19 protein-coding genes are annotated in these 18,889 nt (G+C 67.0%); 11 read left to right on the top strand and 8 right to left on the bottom strand.

Annotated elements, in window-relative coordinates:
• The first annotated feature begins 10 nt into the window (after positions 1 to 10).
• Positions 11 to 1,492, top strand: coding sequence for a carboxylesterase/lipase family protein (locus tag MKP08_RS09690; protein WP_241553638.1), 1,482 nt, complete (start codon positions 11 to 13; stop codon positions 1,490 to 1,492).
• Between the two features lie 3 nt (positions 1,493 to 1,495).
• Here MKP08_RS09690 and MKP08_RS09695 read toward each other — a convergent pair whose 3' ends face one another.
• Genes MKP08_RS09695 through MKP08_RS09710 form a run of 4 tightly spaced genes read right to left on the bottom strand, consistent with a single transcriptional unit; the run spans position 1,496 to position 5,421 of the window.
• Entirely contained in the window at positions 1,496 to 2,980 is a 1,485-nt protein-coding gene (locus MKP08_RS09695) for an MFS transporter (RefSeq protein WP_241553639.1), read from the bottom strand.
• A 43-nt stretch (positions 2,981 to 3,023) separates the two neighbouring features.
• Positions 3,024 to 3,803, bottom strand: a complete 780-nt coding sequence (locus MKP08_RS09700) for a DUF2459 domain-containing protein (RefSeq protein ID WP_241553640.1) — start codon at positions 3,801 to 3,803, stop codon at positions 3,024 to 3,026.
• Positions 3,763 to 4,665 (bottom strand): 50S ribosomal protein L11 methyltransferase, encoded by a 903-nt coding sequence (locus MKP08_RS09705; RefSeq protein WP_241553641.1) that lies wholly within the window; start codon positions 4,663 to 4,665, stop codon positions 3,763 to 3,765. The genes MKP08_RS09700 and MKP08_RS09705 overlap by 41 nt, the downstream gene beginning before the upstream one ends.
• Positions 4,666 to 4,674: 9 nt before the next feature.
• On the bottom strand, positions 4,675 to 5,421 hold the full coding sequence (locus MKP08_RS09710) for an SDR family NAD(P)-dependent oxidoreductase (RefSeq protein ID WP_241553642.1): 747 nt from the start codon (positions 5,419 to 5,421) through the stop codon (positions 4,675 to 4,677).
• A gap of 138 nt (positions 5,422 to 5,559) precedes the next feature.
• On the opposite strand from MKP08_RS09710, the gene sdhC reads away from it, so the two are divergent.
• The 4 genes from sdhC to MKP08_RS09730 are packed head-to-tail and all read left to right on the top strand — an operon-like array spanning position 5,560 to position 9,092.
• Complete coding sequence (gene sdhC / locus MKP08_RS09715; protein WP_215228367.1) at positions 5,560 to 5,955, top strand: succinate dehydrogenase, cytochrome b556 subunit; 396 nt, start codon at positions 5,560 to 5,562, stop codon at positions 5,953 to 5,955.
• A gap of 11 nt (positions 5,956 to 5,966) precedes the next feature.
• Positions 5,967 to 6,353 carry a succinate dehydrogenase, hydrophobic membrane anchor protein gene (sdhD, locus tag MKP08_RS09720; RefSeq protein WP_241553643.1) on the top strand — a complete coding sequence of 129 codons (387 nt, stop codon included), beginning with the start codon at positions 5,967 to 5,969 and terminating at the stop codon, positions 6,351 to 6,353.
• Positions 6,353 to 8,191, top strand: a complete 1,839-nt coding sequence (gene sdhA / locus MKP08_RS09725; RefSeq protein WP_241553644.1) for a succinate dehydrogenase flavoprotein subunit — start codon at positions 6,353 to 6,355, stop codon at positions 8,189 to 8,191. Before sdhD ends, sdhA begins: the two co-directional genes overlap by 1 nt.
• Positions 8,192 to 8,228: 37 nt before the next feature.
• Complete coding sequence (locus MKP08_RS09730) at positions 8,229 to 9,092, top strand: glycoside hydrolase (protein WP_241553645.1); 864 nt, start codon at positions 8,229 to 8,231, stop codon at positions 9,090 to 9,092.
• A 1-nt stretch (position 9,093) separates the two neighbouring features.
• Here MKP08_RS09730 and MKP08_RS09735 read toward each other — a convergent pair whose 3' ends face one another.
• On the bottom strand, positions 9,094 to 9,654 hold the full coding sequence (locus tag MKP08_RS09735) for an ATP-dependent Clp protease proteolytic subunit (RefSeq protein ID WP_241553646.1): 561 nt from the start codon (positions 9,652 to 9,654) through the stop codon (positions 9,094 to 9,096).
• A gap of 62 nt (positions 9,655 to 9,716) precedes the next feature.
• Positions 9,717 to 10,595 carry a neutral zinc metallopeptidase gene (locus MKP08_RS09740; protein WP_241553647.1) on the bottom strand — a complete coding sequence of 293 codons (879 nt, stop codon included), beginning with the start codon at positions 10,593 to 10,595 and terminating at the stop codon, positions 9,717 to 9,719.
• 107 nt (positions 10,596 to 10,702) lie between these two features.
• Here MKP08_RS09740 and MKP08_RS09745 point away from each other — a divergent pair, with 107 nt between their 5' ends.
• From MKP08_RS09745 to MKP08_RS09770, 6 genes are all read left to right on the top strand, one after another.
• Positions 10,703 to 11,455 (top strand): 3-hydroxybutyrate dehydrogenase, encoded by a 753-nt coding sequence (locus tag MKP08_RS09745; RefSeq protein WP_241553648.1) that lies wholly within the window; start codon positions 10,703 to 10,705, stop codon positions 11,453 to 11,455.
• A gap of 32 nt (positions 11,456 to 11,487) precedes the next feature.
• A complete protein-coding gene (locus tag MKP08_RS09750) occupies positions 11,488 to 12,963 on the top strand; it encodes a M20/M25/M40 family metallo-hydrolase (RefSeq protein ID WP_241553649.1) in 1,476 nt (491 codons plus the stop codon).
• Positions 12,964 to 13,061: 98 nt separating this feature from the next.
• On the top strand, positions 13,062 to 14,525 hold the full coding sequence (gene guaB / locus MKP08_RS09755) for an IMP dehydrogenase (protein WP_241553650.1): 1,464 nt from the start codon (positions 13,062 to 13,064) through the stop codon (positions 14,523 to 14,525).
• Positions 14,526 to 14,565: 40 nt separating this feature from the next.
• Positions 14,566 to 15,552, top strand: coding sequence for a hypothetical protein (locus tag MKP08_RS09760; protein ID WP_241553651.1), 987 nt, complete (start codon positions 14,566 to 14,568; stop codon positions 15,550 to 15,552).
• On the top strand, positions 15,549 to 16,730 hold the full coding sequence (locus MKP08_RS09765) for an RsmB/NOP family class I SAM-dependent RNA methyltransferase (RefSeq protein ID WP_241553652.1): 1,182 nt from the start codon (positions 15,549 to 15,551) through the stop codon (positions 16,728 to 16,730). The genes MKP08_RS09760 and MKP08_RS09765 overlap by 4 nt, the downstream gene beginning before the upstream one ends.
• Positions 16,731 to 16,789: 59 nt before the next feature.
• Positions 16,790 to 17,296, top strand: a complete 507-nt coding sequence (locus tag MKP08_RS09770) for a tetratricopeptide repeat protein (protein ID WP_241553653.1) — start codon at positions 16,790 to 16,792, stop codon at positions 17,294 to 17,296.
• 38 nt (positions 17,297 to 17,334) lie between these two features.
• On the opposite strand, the gene MKP08_RS09775 is transcribed toward MKP08_RS09770, so the two are convergent.
• Together MKP08_RS09775 and MKP08_RS09780 are read right to left on the bottom strand one after the other, a co-directional pair.
• Positions 17,335 to 17,811: an RNA pyrophosphohydrolase gene (locus tag MKP08_RS09775; protein ID WP_241553654.1), complete on the bottom strand. Its 477-nt coding sequence runs from the start codon at positions 17,809 to 17,811 to the stop codon at positions 17,335 to 17,337.
• Complete coding sequence (locus MKP08_RS09780) at positions 17,808 to 18,764, bottom strand: alpha/beta hydrolase (protein WP_241553655.1); 957 nt, start codon at positions 18,762 to 18,764, stop codon at positions 17,808 to 17,810. The genes MKP08_RS09775 and MKP08_RS09780 overlap by 4 nt, the downstream gene beginning before the upstream one ends.
• Positions 18,765 to 18,889: the final 125 nt, after the last annotated feature.

Raw genomic sequence — 18,889 nt, forward strand, 5'->3', positions numbered from 1 at the left:
ATGCGGAGCCATGATGGCGGCAGCCGCGATCGGGGCACTGGCGGTCGCTTCCCCGCTGGTTGCGCAAGGCGAACCAGTCCCGCAGGTCGCGGTCACCGGCGGGACGATCGCGGGCGAAGCAGCGGAGGGGGGCGGTGCGCTGGTCTTTCGCGGTATTCCCTTCGCCGCCCCGCCGACTGGCGAACGGCGCTGGAAGGCTCCACAGCCGGTCGAACCGTGGGCGGGCGTGAAGGAAACGACCGAGCCGACCCCCGCCTGCATCCAGAACGACCAGGGCTGGAACCGCGCGGACTATCTCTTCGCGGACGAGGATTGCCTGACGCTGGACGTGCGCACGCCCGCCCTGTCGGGCAAGCGCCCGGTAATGGTCTGGATTCACGGCGGGTCGAACAAGGCGGGATCGGCCCATGGCATGGTCGAATCGCGCATCACCGATCAGGGCGTGGTGCTGGTGGCGATCCAGTACCGGCTCGCAATCTTCGGCTTCCTCGCTCCGCGGGGCGCGGCGGCGGAGGCGGGCGGCCATGCGGGCAATTACGGCCTGATGGACCAGATCGCCGCGCTGCAATGGGTCCACGACAATATCGCGAAGTTTGGCGGCGATCCCGACGACGTGACGATCTTCGGCGAAAGCGCAGGCTCGCAGGACGTCTCGCTGATGCTGGCCGCACCGCAGGCGCGCGGGCTGTTCAGGCGCGCGATCATGCAGAGCGGCACGCCCGGCTTCGGCATGCCGTTCCGCAGCCAGGAAGAAGCCTTTGCGATCGCCGACCAGACCGACAAGCTGCTCGACACCGGCGGATCAATCGAGAAGCTGCGGCGGACCTCGGTCAACGCATTGCTCGACGCCGATCTGAAGCTGGAGGACAAGAGCATCCAGGGCAACGGGCTGATGTGGCTGAAGACCACGGTCGACGGCGTGGTCCTGCCCGACAGCCCGAAGGCACTGCTGGCCGAAGCGCCGAAGAAGCCAGTGATCATCGGGTCCAACCGGGCCGAGTTCGGGCCGCCGGCGGGCACCTATCCGATCGAGGCGATGGTCGGGCAGATTTACGGCGCGAATGCGGCGAAGGCGCTGGCGCTCTACGATTTCGAGGGCTCGGACCACGATGCCCGGCTGGGCCATCCGCAGCTGGAGGTAGCGACCGACTACGTCTTCCGTTGCCCGGCGAACAATCTGGCGACCATGCTGGCGGGCGAAGGCTGGCCCGTGTGGCGCTACGAGTTCGACCTGTCGCAGGACGGCGGGCTGACCGCGCATGCGAAGGACGTGGCCTATGTCATGGAATCGATCGCGTTCGGCGGCGGGGTCTCGTTGCAGGATTACTGGACCAACTTCGCCAAGACCGGCGATCCGAACGGCAAGGGCGTGCCGCAATGGCCCCGCTGGCAGGGCAGGCAGAAAGCCTACGTCCTGTTCGACGATACAGGCGTCACGAAGAAGTCCGACCCTCGCGGCGACTTGTGCGAACTTCTGCCCCCGGAACTCTGAACCTCAGTCGGTCTCGTCCAGCCCGCGCAGCACCGGCGGGCTTTCGATCGCGACCTCGTCCTCGCCATCCAGCCATTGTTCGAGTTTCGGCGTGGGCAGGCGGCGATAGCTGGTGAGGAAGGCGATCGCCACGAACAGCAGCGTGGCCGCGCCCATCGCCACCGCAATGCCGAGCGTGATGTCCACCGACTTGGTGGTGATCGCGTCGCCGGTGGCGATCAGCACCGCGAACTGCGCGAGCACGGGGCCGATCAGGAAATCGCCGACCGAGCGAACCAGCTCGATGAAGGCGAAGACGCGGCCGAGCAGGTTCGACGGGACGGAGAACGCAGCCAGGAACAGGGCGGGCGAGACGGTCGATCCGGCCCCGAAGCCGAGCAGCGCCGCGCCGATGGTGACGAACGAGACCTGGTCCGGCCCCTGCGCCGCCATCAGCAGGCCGCCCGCGACCGCGGTCACGCTCATGCCCGCCAGGATCATGATCGGCAGGTAGCGGGTGCGGAACACGAAATAGATCAGCACCGAAGCGAGAAGCGCACCCGGGAGCAGCGGCCAGAAGGCAAGACCCGCCTCGCCCGGGCTCCAGCCCCAGATCGTCGTCAACCGCTGGAGCGAGAGCGTCAGCAGGGTGAGGAAAACGCCCCCGGCGAACGACGCGATGATGGTGCCGATGATCGGCAGAGTATGCAGCATCTGCCGCACCTTGATCAGCGGCTCGCGCGCGCGGTCCTCCACGATGAAGATCGCGGCGAAGCAGGCGAGCCCGATCGCCAGCGGCACCAGGAACAACGGCGAGACGAAGCCCGTTTCCGGCAGGAACGCGACCGCGCCGAAGGGAAGGATTGTGGCCCCGGCGCTCAACACGACCACTCGCCAGTCGAAGGTCAGGCCGGGCTCCGGCGGCTCCTCGTGCGGCAGGACGATGCGGCTGAGCACGCACGCAAGTGCTGCGATCGCGGCGAATGCGGTGAACATCGTGCGCCAGCCCAGCCCGCTCGCCGCCAATCCGCCCATCAGCGGTCCCGCTGCGATTCCTCCGAACAGCGCAATGTTGACGAATGCGGCGGTTATGTGGAGCCGACTGGCCGGAAAGTGCTGGAAGCACGGGGGCAGGGCGACCACCAGCAGCAGGCCGGTCGACAGGCCCGCCAGGACGAGGCCGATGGCGAACGCTGCCGGTCCCAGGCCCGATACCGTCAGCGTCCAGGCGACGGCCGCGCTCGCCGTGAACAGCGCGAACAGCGGGCGGCGGTGGAAGCGCAGGCCGATATCGCCCGCCAGCAGCGCACCGAAGGCGTAGCCAGCGGTCGCCAGCGAGGTCGCGAGGCTCAGCGCCCCCTTCGATATGCCGGTGTCGCGCATGATCGTATCGCGCAGCAGTTCGGTGGCGCTGGTCGCAATCAGGTACGGGACTAGGGCGAACAGGGTGATGGCGAGCACAAGCGCGTAGTTTCCGCGCAATGCGCCCTTCAGCCCTGTGTCGCTCATGAACATGCCCCTCTGCGGTGCGAACCCGTGGATGGAAGCCCTTCTAACGGGCGAGGGCGCGATTGGTTCGCGCGCGCCATTCGCCAGACCTTTCGGCCGGGCGCGTAATCCATTTCATCACCCCGCCCGCGAACGGTGTCCAGCGCCCCATTTCGACCCCCGCGGCGGCCAGCGTATCGCCGACCCACTGGTTGCAGGTATTGCCCAACGTGTAGCGCCCGGTCGCATCGAAATTGCGCGCGTTGGCCTGATAGCTGGTGTAGGCGACCCGGCCTGCGCCGGGTGCCACTGGAGGCAGGGCCGCCTCGATCCGGCGCACGAGCCGCGCATACTCCGCCGGGCGCAGGCGCAGCGGGCGCCAATCCTCGCCCGGCGCGGGGCGGGCGAAGGGAACCACACGGAGCAGTCCCGGCCCGCCCTCCGTGACGATGCGCAGCACCGTCTGCGCCTTCAGGTCGCTCCAGCTGGGAACGTTCAGGAACACTTCGCGCTCGCCCCAGCCGACATCGATATGCGTCGGCAGATCGCCGCCGGGCAGCGGGTCGCGCAGGAAGGGGAAATCCGCGCGCCAGTCCTTCTGCGCGGTGACGACGGGCAACACAATTCCGGTGTGGAAGCCGTTGCTCTCGACCATGATGGTCACGCCGTCCTCGGGCTCCACCCATGCGCGGTTGCGTGGGATCGAGCTGCCGATCCATGCCGCCAGTAGAAACAGCAGAATCGCCGCCGACAGCCCGCCCGTCAGCCAAAGCGCAAGGCGATAGGCTGCCGTCCGCACCGCCTCAGCGACGCCGCACCAGCCACAGGATCGACCAGTCGCCATTGACCAACCGTGCCCGCAGGCGGAAACCCGCGCGCCGGTAGGCCCGGCGCACCGCCGCCTCCTGCGTCGTCAGCAAGCCGGCCAGCAGGATCTGTCCGCCCGGAGCGACCGCTTCCGCGAAATCCGGCGCAAAGTCGATCAGCGGCCCGGCCAGGATGTTCGCGATGAGCAGGTCGTAGGGGCCACGCGCCGCCAGCAGTGCATCGTCCATCCCGTCCGCGACGACCATCGCCAGTTCCCCCCGGCCGGAACCCATCGGGATGCCGTTCGCCTGCGCATTGTCCTCGACCACGCCGACGCACACGGCATCTATGTCGGACGCGGTGGCGAAGGCGCGCGGCCACAGCGCCAGCGCGGCGAAGGCGAGCAGTCCGGTTCCGGTCCCGATATCCGCGACATTGCGGGCGACGATCCCGCTGCGCTTCATCGCGTCGAGCATGGCGAGGCACCCAGCGGTCGTCTCGTGCTGGCCGGTGCCGAAGGCCTGGCTGGCGGGAATGACGAAATCGACCGTTCCCGCAGCTTTGTCGGGCGCATGATCGGGCGTGCGGACATGAAAGCGCGCGGCGCGGATCGGGTCCACACCCTGCTGGCTCAGCGTCAGCCAGTCCTCGTCCGCCAGCTTCTCGACCGTGAACTGCGGCGCGTCGCCAGCGAACAACCCGGCGAGTGCCGCCTTTTCCGCCTTGCCGGGCCGGCGCGGATACCACGCCTCCAGCACCCAGTCGTCGGGCCGGTGCTCCGCGATCTCGCTGCCCGAGATCACGAGCTCCGGATCCCAGTCCTCACGCTCGTCATGCGCCAGCAACGCCGCCTGCACGACCGGCTTGGCGGCATTGGCGGAGAGTTTCCAGCTGGTCACCGGGAATTCCTAACGAACATAGCTCGCCCCGTTGGCGTCGATCGTCGCGCCGGTCATGCTGGCGGGGGCGTCGAGCGCGCAGAAGGCGATGATCGCGGCCATCTCCTCTGGCTCCGCAACGCGGCCCAGCGGTATGTCGGCGAGCAGGCCCGGTCCGCCGCGGCTGGCGAGATAGTCGCCCGCCATCGCGGTATCGGTAAAGCCGGGCGTGACGGCGAAGCTGAGAATGTCTTCGCTGGCGTAGCCGCGCGCGATGGTCTTGTGCAGCGCCAGCATCCCGCCCTTGGCCGCGGCATAGTGCCAGTGCTGCGGCGAATCGCCCCGGTGCCCGGCACGGCTGGCGACATGGACGATCCGCCCCGGCCGCCCTGTCTCCTGCCAGTGGCGCACGGCGAACCGGCTGAGCTGCGCCGCCGCGGTCAGGTTGATCCGCAGCGTATCCTCCCACGCGTCGAGCCATTCGATGTCGGATGCGTCGAGCGGTACGCCGCGAAACAGCCCGGCATTGTTGACCAGCACGTCGATTTCGCCACCGGCGGTATCGAGCGCTTCCTCCCACAGCATCTGCGGGGCGGGCGGGTCGAGGAAATCAGCGGCGATCTCGCTCGCGCCGTCTCTGGCCCCATCCCTGGCCCCATCCCTGGCGTCGTCCCCGCGCGTCGAATGGCCGATGACGCGCGCACCGCGCGCCTCCAGCATCTCGCGGGTGGCGGCGCCGATTCCACGGCTCGATCCGGTAAGAAGAACGGTAGGCATGGGGTCCATATCGAAAAGATTCCGCCCGCTGTCGAGCGTAGCTGCGCTTGCGCGAAGCGGCTCAATCGCTAATTAGGCCTCCGAACGCCGAAGGTACGGGCCGCCGCTGGCGCGGTCGCAAAGGAAACGAACACCCGCATGGCCAAGCCTCCCTCCGCCGACCGCCCGATCGCACCGCACCTGTCGATCTACCAGCGCAAGCCGCACATGATCGTGTCCATCCTGCACCGGATCACCGGCGACGGCATGGGGATCGTCGGCGTCGCGGTGCTGCTGTGGTGGCTGGGCGCGCTGGCAAGCGGACCGGCGGCCTACGAGACCTTCCATGGGGTGATGAGCTCCCCCATCGGATACATCGTGCTGATCGGCCTCACCTGGGCCTTCTTCAATCACATGGCGAGCGGCCTCAGGCACTTCGTGCTCGATATGGGGGCCGGTTACGAGCTCAAGACCAACGAGGCCTGGTCTGTCGGCGTGATGGTCATCGGCGTCATTCTCACCATCGCCTTCTGGGCGGTGATCCTGCTTCGATAGAGGAAAGTACCTTGGGTAACGGAACGTCCATCGGCCGCGTGCGCGGCCTCGGCTCGGCCCACGAGGGGCCACATCACTGGATGCTGCAGCGCTTCACCGCGATCGGCAATCTGGTGCTGGTGGTGTGGTTTCTGGCCAGCATGCTGATGCTGCCCGACATGTCCTACGCCACGGTCAGCAAATGGCTGGCCGCGCCGATCCCGGCGGCGGCGATGGTCCTGCTGATCATCTCCACCTTCTGGCACGCGCGGCTGGGGCTGCAGGTGATGATCGAGGATTACGTCCACACCCCCGGCAACCGGTTCGCGGCGCTGGCGCTGCTCAACGTCGCGCTCGTCGCGGGCGCTGTCTTCGGGATCTTCTGCATCGTGCGCCTTGCGCTGGGAGGGGCCTCCTGATGTCTAACCAGAACCCGAACGAAACCGGCGCGACCACGCAGCCGGCCTATTCCATCATCGACCACACCTTCGACGTCGTCGTCGTGGGTGCGGGCGGATCGGGTCTGCGCGCGACCATGGGCGCGGCAGAGGCCGGTTTCCGCACCGCCAACATCTCCAAGGTGTTCCCTACCCGCAGCCACACCGTGGCGGCGCAGGGCGGCATTGCCGCCTCGCTCGGCAACAATACCCCCGACCACTGGCAATGGCACATGTACGACACCGTGAAGGGGTCGGACTGGCTGGGCGACCAGGACGCGATCGAATATCTCGCGCGCGAGGCCCCCGCGGCGGTCTACGAACTGGAACATGCGGGCGTGCCGTTTTCGCGTAACGAGGACGGGACGATCTACCAGCGCCCGTTCGGCGGGCACATGCAGAACATGGGCGAAGGCCCGCCGGTGCAGCGCACCTGCGCCGCCGCCGACCGCACCGGGCACGCGATGCTTCATGCGCTCTATCAGCAGAGCCTGAAATACGATGCGGACTTCTTCATCGAATATTTCGCGCTCGACCTGATCATGAAAGACGGGCGCTGCGTCGGCGTGATCGCGATGTGCCTCGACGACGGGACGATCCACCGCTTCCGCGCGCAGGCCGTGGTGCTGGCGACCGGCGGCTACGGCCGCTGCTACTACACCGCGACCAGCGCCCATACCTGTACCGGCGACGGCGGCGGCATGGTGCTGCGCGCAGGCCTGCCGCTGCAGGACATGGAATTCGTGCAGTTCCACCCGACCGGCATCTACGGCGCGGGCGTGCTCATCACCGAGGGCGCGCGGGGCGAGGGCGGCTACCTGACCAATAGCGAGGGCGAGCGCTTCATGGAGCGCTATGCCCCCAGCGCCAAGGACCTCGCCAGCCGCGACGTCGTGTCGCGCTCGATGGCGCTTGAAATGCGCGAGGGCCGCGGCGTCGGGCCGGAGAAGGATCATATCTATCTCCACCTCGACCATATCGACCCGAACATCCTGGCCGAGCGGCTGCCCGGCATTACCGAAAGCGGCAAGATCTTCGCCGGTGTCGACCTGACGCGCCAGCCGCTGCCGGTGACGCCGACCGTCCACTACAACATGGGCGGCATCCCGACGAACTATCACGGAGAGGTTCTGACCGTGAAGGACGGCCAGCCCGACACCGTCGTGCCCGGCCTCTACGCCGCGGGCGAGGCGGGCTGCGTCTCGGTCCACGGCGCGAACCGACTGGGCTCGAACTCGCTGATCGACCTTGTGGTGTTCGGTCGTGCGATCGGGCACCGGTTGAAGGAGACGATCACGCCGGGCGCGAACCAGGAACAGCTGGCGAAGGACAGCGCCGAGTTCGCGCTGACCCGGCTCGATCATTTCCGGCATGCGAAGGGCGGTTCGTCCACCGCCGAAATCCGCGCCGAAATGCAGAAATCGATGCAGAAGCACTGCGCCGTCTTCCGCGACACGGAGACGCTGGCCGAGGGCAAGAAGGAGCTCGCCGCGATCAACAAGCGGATGCAGGACATTCACGTCACCGACCGCTCGATGATCTGGAACAGCGATCTGGTCGAGACGCTGGAGCTCGACAACCTGATGGCGCAGGCCAACGTCACCATCGCCAGCGCGGACAACCGCAAGGAAAGCCGAGGTGCCCACGCGCACGAGGATTATCCCGAGCGCGACGACGCGAACTGGATGAAGCACACCGTCGCCTGGTTCGAAGGCTGGGGCGGAAACGGCGGCGATATGACGATCGATTACCGCCCGGTGCACGAATACACGCTCACCGACGACATCGAATACATCAAGCCGAAGAAGCGGGTGTATTGATCGCAGGTTCAGCCGGGGCGAGCTAACGGAACCACCCATGGTGAAGTCCGCGCTCGCCCTGATCCTGTTGCCTGTGGCGGCGTGCGCGTCCGCCATCGGGGATCCACCCGCTTCGCTCGGGCTCGATCCGTTCTACACGCAGTATCTGGATGCCGAGGGTATCCCAATCGTCGCGTCTTCCCGCGTGTCGAGGGCTGCGCTGACCGACGCGCGCGACATGGTCGAGGGGATGCTCGCCTTCCGGCCCGATCTGGCCGCGTGGCTTTCCAGGAACGGCTATCGCGTCGCCATCATGGCGGAGAGCGAGACCACGACCGACCTGCCGGAGCAGGCGCACTGGACCCGACCCGCGAAAGACGATCCGCGCCTGACGCGGTGCGAGCGCAAGCATTACGACGAGCGTATCGGCGCGATGACCGACCAGCAGTACTGGGACAGCCGTGCCCGCGGCATGGCGGGGGTGCTCACCAGCGGGGCGGAGGAAGACATCCTCGGTAAGCCGTCCTCGCGCTATTACGGCGAGACGATTTTCGTCCACGAGTTCTCGCACAATGTCCTCGCGGCGATCCGCGCGGTCGATCCGGCGCTTTCGGGGCAGATCGACGCAGCCTACGAAGCGGCGCAGCAGGCCGATCGCTGGCATGACGAATACGCGATGACGAGCGTCGACGAGTACTGGGCGGAAGGGGCTCAGTTCTGGTTCAATTCGAACCGGCTGGCGGTAATGGACGGGCGCAGGGTGCTGAACGCCGATGACCTGAAGGCCTACGATCCGCCGCTTTACGCTGCCCTCGGCAAGGCCTTCGGGGACAACCACCGCCTGCCCGCCGACCCGTTCTGGATGGCCGACGCGCGCGTCCCGCCCGGGCCGATCCCGGAAAATACCGCCGAGGTGTGCTAGATCACACCACGCCCGCGATCAGGCCGCGCTCCAGCGCTTCTTGGCAATCGATATACCAGTTGTCGGGTGCCTTTTCGCACACTTCCTCGAAATCGACCTCGCTGCCCTCGACCATGGCGCGAAAGCCCTCCTGCTCGATATTGATCGAATGCTCGATCTCGTGGAGCACGGCGCGCAGCTGGTCGGTGCAGCTCTGCAGGGGGCCGGAGAGGTTGATCGTGCGGGTGATCTGCCGCTCGTGCACCATCAGCCGCGTGCCCTTCGTCAGATAGCGGCTGGAGATGGGAAAACCGGCCATGAAGGTCGCGCCCGCCGAATAGACCGCGGCCTTACCCAAAAACAGCAATTCGCGCCCGGATTCGCGCAGCAAGCGCACATCGTCCGCCATGCAGCGCGCAATCTCCGGGTTGCCGCCCAGGGTGGTGATCGCGATCACCAGCGGACCTTCCTCGGGCGCGGCGTTCAACTGATCGCGGAATTCGTTGTACATCGCCTCGTTCACCCCGCCGACGAGGCGGAGTTGCGGCGAGGAAAGAAGGCGCGGGTGGTCTTTTACGGACATGATTGCTCCTGAGGTTAAGGCCTAGGAGCGATGCGCGGGTGGTTCCGTTCCGAAACTGACGATCAGCTCATCTGAAAGTACCTGTCGCACTGGCTTTCGTCGCCGCTTTGCATGCCGAGGCGCAGGGCGTCCATTCGCTGGCTGCTGCTGCCATGGGTGAAGCTTTCCGGGTTCACCTGTCGCCCCGCGTTCTGCTGCAAGGTATCGTCACCGATGGCGGCGGCGGCTTTCATGCCTTCCTCGAAATCGCCCGCATCGATCTGGTCGCGATTGAGGCTGGCCCACACGCCAGCATAGCAATCCGCCTGCAGTTCCATGCGCACCTGTAGCGAATTCGCCGCCGAGGGGTCGCGCTGCTGCAGGCTGCGCACCTGCTGGTCGAGCCCGACCAGATGCTGGATATGGTGCCCGTATTCGTGCGCGATCACGTACAGGCGGGCGAAATCCCCGGGCCCGGCGCCGAGCCGGTTGGCGAGTTCGTCGTAGAAACTGGTGTCGAGGTAGATCCCCTCGTCCGCCGGGCAATAGAACGGCCCCATGGCGCTCTGCGCCGCGCCGCAACCGGAGCGACCCGCGCGGGAGTAGAACACCAGCTTGGGCTGCTCGAACGCGATACGCGCCTTCTGGAACACGGGTTGCCAGGTGCGGTCGAGGGAGGCGAGCGCGGCGCAGCTTTCCTGGCTGTACTGGTTGACCGAGCAGCTTTCGGCCGCGGTACGACCGCCTGTATCACCTGCGCCGGTATCCGCCGGTGCGCCCTGCTGTTCGACCTCTTGTAATCCGCCGATCATCTGGCCCGGATCGACGCCGAAGATCACCGCCGCGATCAGCGCGATGACCAGCGTTCCGCAGCCGACCTTGCCCCCGCCGCCGCCGGGGAACCGCATGCCGCGCTGGTCCTCTACGCGAATATCGTTCGGATTGAACGGATTGAGCCGCATGATAACTCCCCTCGATCGGCCCCCCTGGCCGTGTTGTCTGCGCTAGGAACCGCAAACCAAGCCTGCGGGTTCCAGACCGTATATCCCTTCCAATTGGAGCTCCCCCTATGTTTCTGACCGGAAAGCGTGCCCTCGTAACGGGATCGACCTCGGGCATCGGGCTCGCGGTGGCCCGCGCGCTTCACGCCGAGGGGGCCGATATCGTGCTCAACGGCTTCGGAGAGGAGGAAGAGATCGCGGCGTTGAAGGACGAGCTGAATGCCGCTCACTTCGGCACCGACCTGACCGATCCGGACGCTATCGAGGCTATGATGTCCAAGGCGGGCGACATCGACATTCTCGTGAACAATGCAGGAATGCAGCACGTCGCCCCGATCGAGGAATTTCCGGCCGCGAAATGGGACGCGATTATGGCGCTCAACCTGTCGGCGGCGTTCCACACCGCGCGGCTGGCGGTGCCGCATATGAAGGCGAACGGCTGGGGCCGGATAATCAACACCGCCAGCGCGCATTCGAAGGTCGCATCCCCTTACAAGAGCGCGTATGTCGCGGCCAAGCACGGCCTGGCGGGCCTGACCAAGGTGCTGGCGCTGGAGCTGGCGCAGTGCGGGGTGACCGCCAATTGCATCAGCCCCGGCTACGTCTGGACGCCGCTGGTGGAAAACCAGATACCCGACACGATGAAGGCGCGCGGCCTCAGCCGCGACGAGGTGATCAACGATGTGCTGCTGGCGCCGCAGCCGACCAAGCAATTCGTCCAGCCAGAGGATATCGGCGCGCTCGCCGTATTCCTGTGCCGCGACGAGGCGGCGAACGTGAACGGAGCCAATTGGAGCATTGACGGCGGCTGGACCGCCTGAACGAAGGAAACGGGGCGACATTGCAACGGGGCATGGGGCTTTTCTCAGCTAGAGGGTTCGCGGCGCTGCTGGCGTCGGCGCTGTCGCTCGCGCTGGCGGCATGTGCGAGCGTGCCCGAGCAGGGAGGCACCCGATTGGCCCCGATCGAGCAAGCGCTCTCTCGCGACATCGCCTTCCTCGCTTCCGACGAGCTGGAGGGTCGGCAGCCGGGCACCGAAGGCGCGCGCCATGCGCAGGATTACATTGTCGAACAGCTGCGCGCCGCGGGTTATCGCCCCGGCGTACCGGTCGCCGGGGGTGGCGACGGGTGGCGGCAGCGGATCGAACTGGTCCGATTCGACCCTGGGGAGCTGCACGTCACGCTGACTTCCGCGCACGGATCGCTGGCGCTGTCGGATCGGGCGGTCCTCTCCGGTCCGCAAACGACGGTGGGCTCGATCCGCAAGGCGCCGCTCGTCGCCATGCGCTCTACCGGCGAAGTGCTGCCGGAGGGTATTCTGGAGCATCGGGCGCTGTTGCTGGCATGGGACAAGCTCGATGGGCGGCTGGCGGCTGTGCAGACCGCCGCGCCGCAGGCCGTGCTCCTGACTACGCGAACCCCCGAGGAGTTCGATCGCGCTGTGCACTTCCTGCGTGCCGACAAGTGGGCTCTGGCCTCCACAGAAACGGTGCCGGCGTGGATCCTGCTTCCGCCGAAGGACAGCGCGCGGCTGATGTCCTTCGTGGATACGGCCCGACCGGAACGCGGCGGATCGCTGCTCCCCCGGTTGGGAGCGCGGGTCGACATCGATTTCACGCGGACCCGCAAGGCGATGGAGACCGCCAACATCCTGGGTCATCTTCCCGGCACCCGCCCCGGTAGCGGGGCGGTGCTGCTGCTCGCGCATTGGGACCATCTGGGTATGTGTGGAGAGCCCGAAGATGCGCACCGCATTTGCAACGGGGCGGTCGACAACGCCAGCGGTGTCGCGGCGATGCTGGAGACCGCACGCCGCGTTGCTGCCGCCGGGCCGCTGGAGCGCGACCTCTATGTGCTGGCGACGGGCGCGGAGGAATGGGGCCTGCTGGGTGCGCGCGCCTTCACCGACGATCCGCCGGTGCCGCTGCCCACCATCGTTGCCGCTTTCAACATGGACATGCCCGCCATCTCCCCCGCCGGATCGAGCGAGACCGTAATCGGGTGGGGGCGGACCGGCCTCGACGACGGGATCGCGCAGGTGGCGGAGGCGCTGGGGCTGACGCTGGATACGCAGAACATTCGCGAGGACTATCTACGGCGGCAGGACGGCTGGGCGCTGCTCGAACGCGATCTGCCCGCGGTGATGGTGACCAGCGCCTATGGCGACCGGGAGGCGTTCGACCGGTTCATTGCCTCCGGCTATCACACCCCGAACGACCGCTGGTCGCCGGACATGGAGCTGGGCGGCGCAGCGCAGGACGTGTTGTTCCACGTCGCGCTCCTGCGCCACTTCGGAAACACGCAATCCTATCGCGTCGGGCAGGAATGATCCGCCGGGCCTAGCCGAATGGCCGAAAGCGGGTTAGGGGGCGGCGCACGATTCCTCCCGGCAGCAGAGCTGCCTCCCTCGTGCGAAAGGCGCCCCTCGTGGCTACCAAGGACATTCCCCTCGGCCTCACCTTCGATGATGTGCTGCTGCGCCCCGCGGCCAGCGACGTCGTGCCGAGCCTCGCCAATACGCGAACCCGGCTGAGCCGGGAGATCGCGCTTTCCATTCCGGTCATTTCCGCCGCGATGGACACCGTGACCGAAGCCGACATGGCGATCGCCATGGCGCAGATGGGCGGGATCGGGGTGCTCCACCGCAATCTTGAGGTGGACGAACAATGCGCCGCCGTGCGCAGCGTGAAGCGGTTCGAGAGCGGCATGGTCGTGAACCCGATCACGATCCGTCCCGATGCGACGCTGGGAGAGGCCGAGGCGCTGATGGATTCGCATCGCATCAGCGGCATCCCGGTGACGGGGCCGGACGGCAAGCTGGTAGGCATCCTGACCAATCGCGACGTCCGCTTCGCCGAGAACCCGCATCAGCCGGTGCGCGAACTGATGACGACCGAGAATCTCGCGACCGTGCCGCTGGGCACGGGACAGGACGAGGCGCGGCGGATGCTGCATCAGCGCCGGATCGAGAAGCTGCTGGTGGTGGACGACGATTATCGCTGCATCGGGCTGATCACGGTCAAGGATATCGAAAAGGCGGTCACCTATCCCGACGCGACGAAGGATGCCGCGGGCCGCCTGCGCGTCGCCGCCGCGACCACGGTGGGCGACAAGGGCTTCGCCCGCACCGAAGCGCTGATCGATGCGGAGGTGGACGTAATCATCATCGATACCGCGCATGGCCACAATGCCGACGTCGCTCGCGCGGTCGAACGGGCCAAGACGCTGAGCAATTCGGTCCAGATCATCGCCGGCAACGTCGCCACGGCCGAAGCCACCAAATCGCTGATCGATGCGGGCGCGGACGCGGTGAAGGTCGGGATCGGACCGGGGTCCATCTGCACCACGCGCGTGGTGGCGGGGGTCGGCGTGCCGCAGCTCACCGCGATCATGGATTGCGCCGAGGAAGGCGAGAAGGCCGGTATCCCCGTCATCGCCGACGGCGGCCTGCGGACCAGCGGCGACGCGGCCAAGGCGCTTGCCGCCGGTGCCTCCAGCGTGATGATCGGATCGATGCTGGCGGGGACCGCTGAGGCTCCGGGCGAGACGTTCATCTATCAGGGCCGCAGCTACAAGGCCTATCGCGGCATGGGCAGCGTGGGCGCGATGGCGCGCGGCAGCGCCGACCGCTATTTCCAGCAGGACGTTTCGGCGATGAAGCTGGTACCCGAAGGGATCGAGGGACAGGTGCCCTATAAGGGTGCGGCAAAGGACGTCGTCCACCAGCTCGTCGGCGGGATCAAGGCGGCGATGGGCTATACCGGCAGCCGCACGATCGAGGATCTGCGCACCCGTGCGCAGTTCGTGCGGATCACCAATGCCGGGTTGACCGAGAGCCACGTCCACGACGTGTCGATCACCCGGGAGGCACCGAACTATCCGACACGGTAGGAGCCTCCTCTGCCTCGCAGCGCTGCCGGTCGCCGCGGCGATGCTCGCTGCGACGGCGCAGCCGGACGCGGTGGAGGACTGGTCGACCCGCGATCTGAGCTTTATCGGCGGGGGCGAGAAATACGCGCGCACCCGCGCGATCTGTGCCGCCGTGTCCGACGCGCAACCGGCGGCCGGCGACATTCCCTCGGCCGGTGAGCGAAAAGCGCTCGAAGGATGCGATAGCGAAGCGCTCTATTTCGGGTTCGGCGTTCCGATGGACCGGGCGAAAGCGCGCCAATGCGCGATGGCCGAGCGCGGCCATACAGAACACACCCTCGCGCTGCACCATGGCGCGGGATTGCTCGCCATGGCCTATGCCAATGGGGAGGGCGGGCCGGAGAACCTCGACGTCGCGATCCACATGGCTTGCCAGATGGAGGACGCCCCGGCCGCGATGGATGCGCGGATCGAGCATCTGGACGATATCCGGAGCGGCAAGGAGGATGGGGGAAGCTTCGATACCTGCGACGACATCACCAGCGGTGCGAGCGGCGGGGTCTGCGCCCAGTTCGCCGCGAGGCGTAGCCAGCAGGATCGCCAGCCGGAGATCGTCCGACTGAAGCGTGGCTGGACCGATGCGCAGGCGGCGGCGTTCGACAGCACATTCGAGGCGTTCCGCGCTTACGCCGATGCCGAGCACGAGATGGACTGTTTCCGCGGCACGGCTCAGGCCGCATGCAACATATCGGGGCGCGAGTACGAGATCGAACGTTTCTTGGATCGGATTGCCGCGCTCAAGGACGGGGCACCTTTCGCGAAGGACGACGAACAGGAGCTCGGCATACCCAACCCGGCAATCAACCCGACCGCCTGGCGGAAAATGGTCGCCGATATGGATTCCGACACTCGCGCCTTCTACGAGCGCAACCGCGACGAAATACTGGACAAGCGCGCAACGTTCGAGCGCGCTCTGGTGCGGTTCGTCACAAGCACCTTCCCGGCCATGACCGCGCACGAAACGCGCGTGCGCTTTTCCGACCTATGACCCCGAGCGCGCGGATCGCGGCCGCCATCGACATTCTCGACAGCGTCGTCGACGCAGCACGGGGAGAAGGCGCACCCGCCGACCGGATCGTGGCCGAGTGGGCGCGCGCGCATCGTTTCGCCGGGTCGAAGGATCGCCGCGCCATTCGCGAACTCGTTTACGATGCGATTCGCCATTGTGGTCCCATTCCCGCATCCGGCCGCGCGGCGATGCTGGCGCTGGCGGAGCAACGCCCCGAACTCGCGCCGCTCTTCGACGGGTCGCAATACGGCCCGGCGGTACGCGGGGAAGGCGAACCGGTGGCGACTCCCGGCATCGCGCCCGAGTGGCTGATGGCAGAATTGGCGAATTCGGGTGTCGACGATGAAGAGGCCGCCGCCCTGATGGATCGCGCGCCGCTCGATCTGCGGGTCAATACGCTGAAGGCCGATCGCGACACTATCGAATGGCGGGAACGCGGCGAGCCGCTGGCCGCACCGCAGGGCCTGCGCTTCGCATCCGGCACGATGGTGGAGCAATGGCCCGCCTATCGCGACGGGCTGGTCGAGATTCAGGACCATGGCAGCCAGCTCGCCTGCGCCGCCGTCGCCGCACGGCCCGGCGAAACCGTGATCGACCTGTGCGCCGGTGCGGGTGGCAAGACACTCGCGCTCGCCGCGGCGATGGACAATTCGGGCACGCTGCTCGCCTGCGATACCGACAAGCGGCGGCTGGGCAATCTGTCCCCACGCGCCGCGCGGGCCGGGGCGGGGCTGATCGAGACGATGCTGCTCGATCCCGGTCGCGAACTGGAGGCCTTGCGGCCCTGGCACGCTCGGGCGGACGCGGTGCTGATCGACGCGCCCTGCTCGGGTACGGGCACATGGCGGCGCAAGCCGGAAGCGAAGTGGCGTTTGACGCCGCAGCGGCTCGCCCAGTTCGGGAACGTGCAGGATCGCCTGCTCGACATCGCGGCAAGCCTGGTGAGGCCCGGGGGGCGGCTCGTTTTCGTCACCTGCTCGCTGCTCGATGCCGAAGGGTCGGATCGATTCGCGGCGTTCCTCGAACGCAACCCCGCGTGGGTTTGCGAGCGTCCCGATCTCCCGCTCGGACGCAGCCGGGGGGAGGGCATTCGCCTCTCGCCCGCACGCGACTATACGGACGGATTTTTCATCGCACGTGCATTAATGCCGTGTTAGGTTCGTCTCGTATGCTCGATGCGCCCACCCCTGATCGCGCTCGCTGGAAGGACCTGCTCATGCGTTTTACGCCCGTCGCCGCCGCTCTTTCGCTGTTCGTGGCGGTGAGCGCCAGCGTGGTGCATGCCGATAGCGGGGAGCCCGATCCGCGTGCGGAAGTGCTGCTGGATCAGGGCAAGGCGGCGCTCGCGGCCGATCAGCCGCAGCAGGCGGTCGATGCGTTCGAGGCGGCGCTGGCGATCGATCCCGGTTACGAGGGAACCTACCTGGCGCTGGGCGAGGCGGCCCGCGCACAAGGCCTCCAGGGCAAGGCGATCCGCTATTACCGCGAAGTGCTGACCCGCAAGCCCGACGATTACGGCGCGATTTCGGGCGAGGGCATAGCGATGGTCGAGAAGGGCGCGGTCGAGAAGGCGCGGCTCAACCTGTCCCGCCTGGAATCGCTGTGCGGCGACGATTGCAGCGAGACGCAGCGCCTTGCCGCCGCGATCGCGCGCGGGCCGCAGCAACCGGTGCTGACGGCGGAGGCGGTGATGCCGGAAGCCAAGGTGTCGCAGAACAACTGACCCCGTTGCCGTGACGACCGAGGGTCGGGCCTGCCGACTCACACCAGCTCGCGAAACGCCTCAAGCACGGTGCGATAGACCCGCTTCTTGAACGGCACGATCAGTTCGGGAAGCTGCTCGGGATCGACCCATTTCCAGTCGCAGAATTCGGGCGGGTCGTGCGCTTCCAGATTGATGTCGGCATCGGTGCCGGAAAAGCGCGCGAGAAACCAGGTCTGCTCCTGCCCGCGATATTTGCCGCCCCACAGCTTCCCGATCAACTCCTCGGGAAGGTCGTAGCGCACCGGCTCTTCCATGCGCTTCAGCAGCGTAGCGTGCCGATCGGTCACGCCTGTTTCCTCACCGAGTTCGCGGAACGCCGCCGTGTCCAGATCCTCCCCCGGATCTACGCCGCCCTGCGGCATCTGCCACCAGTCGCCTTCCTTGTTGTCGATCCGGCGACCGACGAAGACGCGGCCCTCCGCATTGACCAGCATCACGCCCACGCAGGGGCGGTATCCCAGTGTGTCGTTCATTTCGCGTGTCGCTCCAGCATGGCGGCGATGGCATGGGTGAAGGCGGTCAGATCGCTCTGGCCGCTGGCGATCGCCTTGCGCAGATTGGCGAAGCCGTGGATGATTCCGGGAAATTCCATGTAGGTCACGTCGACGCCCGCCTGGATCAGGTGCGCCGCGTAGTTTCGCCCGCTATCGCGCAAGGGATCGAGGCCCGCAGTGCACAACACCGCCGGGGGCAGGTCGTGCGCCTGGCGCAGGATCGGCCAATTGCGCACATCGCCTTCTTTGGGAGCGTAGCTCCTGGTGAAGAACGACATCGCATCGCGGGTCAGCAGGTAGCCTTCCGAAAAATCCTGGAAGCTCTGATGCCCCGCGATATCGTCCGCCAGCGGGTAGATCGGTGCCTGCACCAGCACCGGGACGTCGGCAGGCTCGTCGGCGAGCGACTGCGCGGTGACGATGGTGAGGTTGCCGCCCGCGCTGTCGCCGCACAGCACCAGACCGGTGGCTTTCCGGTTCAGCTCCGTGGGATTGCTCGCCACCCAGCGCGCCGCTGCCTCCGCATCGTCGGGCGCGGCGGGGAAGGGGTGCTCGGGGGCGAGGTGATAATCGACCGAAACCACCGGGATATCGAGCGAGGCAGCGAGTTCGGTGCAAAGTGCGTCGTGGGTATCGAGGTCGCCGATCACGAACCCGCCGCCGTGGAAGAAGACCATGACCGGCCCAGCCTCGCGGCTTTCGCGCGCGTCGTAGAGGCGCAAGGGGATGTCGCCAGACGGGCCGGGGCAGGACAGGTCGCGCTTCACCGCCATCTCCTTCGCCGGCAGTTCGGCGATGTGCACGCTGGCGTGCATCCCGGCGCGCGCTTCCTCCACCGACAGCTCGCTCATCGGCGGTCTGCCGGCGCTTTCGAGAAAATCGAGAAAGGCCCGTACGTCTGCGCGCACGAAGTGGTCGGTTTGCTCGGACATCGATCCTCCTGGTCCCTCAACCAAACCAAGCCTTCGGCATTTCGATCCACCTTGTCCATGCGACTTTTGCGAGCGGGGAGAAAAACTTGATTGTGATGGCGGGCACGCGCACCTAGGTGACGCCC

Origin of the sequence: Erythrobacter sp. LQ02-29 (genome assembly GCF_022576075.2) — a bacterium.
In the GTDB taxonomy this organism is placed as follows: domain Bacteria; phylum Pseudomonadota; class Alphaproteobacteria; order Sphingomonadales; family Sphingomonadaceae; genus Alteriqipengyuania.

Excerpts from the sequence above, each read along its gene's own strand:
- MKP08_RS09690 (WP_241553638.1), top strand. The coding sequence starts at position 11 with ATGATGGCGGCAGCCGCGATCGGGGCACTGGCGGTCGCTTCCCCGCTG.
- MKP08_RS09695 (WP_241553639.1), bottom strand. The coding sequence starts at position 2,980 with ATGAGCGACACAGGGCTGAAGGGCGCATTGCGCGGAAACTACGCGCTT.
- MKP08_RS09700 (WP_241553640.1), bottom strand. The coding sequence starts at position 3,803 with ATGGCGACTGGTCGATCCTGTGGCTGGTGCGGCGTCGCTGAGGCGGTG.
- MKP08_RS09710 (WP_241553642.1), bottom strand. The coding sequence starts at position 5,421 with ATGCCTACCGTTCTTCTTACCGGATCGAGCCGTGGAATCGGCGCCGCC.
- sdhC (WP_215228367.1), top strand. The coding sequence starts at position 5,560 with ATGGCCAAGCCTCCCTCCGCCGACCGCCCGATCGCACCGCACCTGTCG.
- sdhA (WP_241553644.1), top strand. The coding sequence starts at position 6,353 with ATGTCTAACCAGAACCCGAACGAAACCGGCGCGACCACGCAGCCGGCC.
- MKP08_RS09730 (WP_241553645.1), top strand. The coding sequence starts at position 8,229 with ATGGTGAAGTCCGCGCTCGCCCTGATCCTGTTGCCTGTGGCGGCGTGC.
- MKP08_RS09735 (WP_241553646.1), bottom strand. The coding sequence starts at position 9,654 with ATGTCCGTAAAAGACCACCCGCGCCTTCTTTCCTCGCCGCAACTCCGC.
- MKP08_RS09740 (WP_241553647.1), bottom strand. The coding sequence starts at position 10,595 with ATGCGGCTCAATCCGTTCAATCCGAACGATATTCGCGTAGAGGACCAG.
- MKP08_RS09745 (WP_241553648.1), top strand. The coding sequence starts at position 10,703 with ATGTTTCTGACCGGAAAGCGTGCCCTCGTAACGGGATCGACCTCGGGC.
- MKP08_RS09750 (WP_241553649.1), top strand. The coding sequence starts at position 11,488 with ATGGGGCTTTTCTCAGCTAGAGGGTTCGCGGCGCTGCTGGCGTCGGCG.
- MKP08_RS09760 (WP_241553651.1), top strand. The coding sequence starts at position 14,566 with ATGCTCGCTGCGACGGCGCAGCCGGACGCGGTGGAGGACTGGTCGACC.
- MKP08_RS09765 (WP_241553652.1), top strand. The coding sequence starts at position 15,549 with ATGACCCCGAGCGCGCGGATCGCGGCCGCCATCGACATTCTCGACAGC.
- MKP08_RS09770 (WP_241553653.1), top strand. The coding sequence starts at position 16,790 with ATGCGTTTTACGCCCGTCGCCGCCGCTCTTTCGCTGTTCGTGGCGGTG.
- MKP08_RS09775 (WP_241553654.1), bottom strand. The coding sequence starts at position 17,811 with ATGAACGACACACTGGGATACCGCCCCTGCGTGGGCGTGATGCTGGTC.
- MKP08_RS09780 (WP_241553655.1), bottom strand. The coding sequence starts at position 18,764 with ATGTCCGAGCAAACCGACCACTTCGTGCGCGCAGACGTACGGGCCTTT.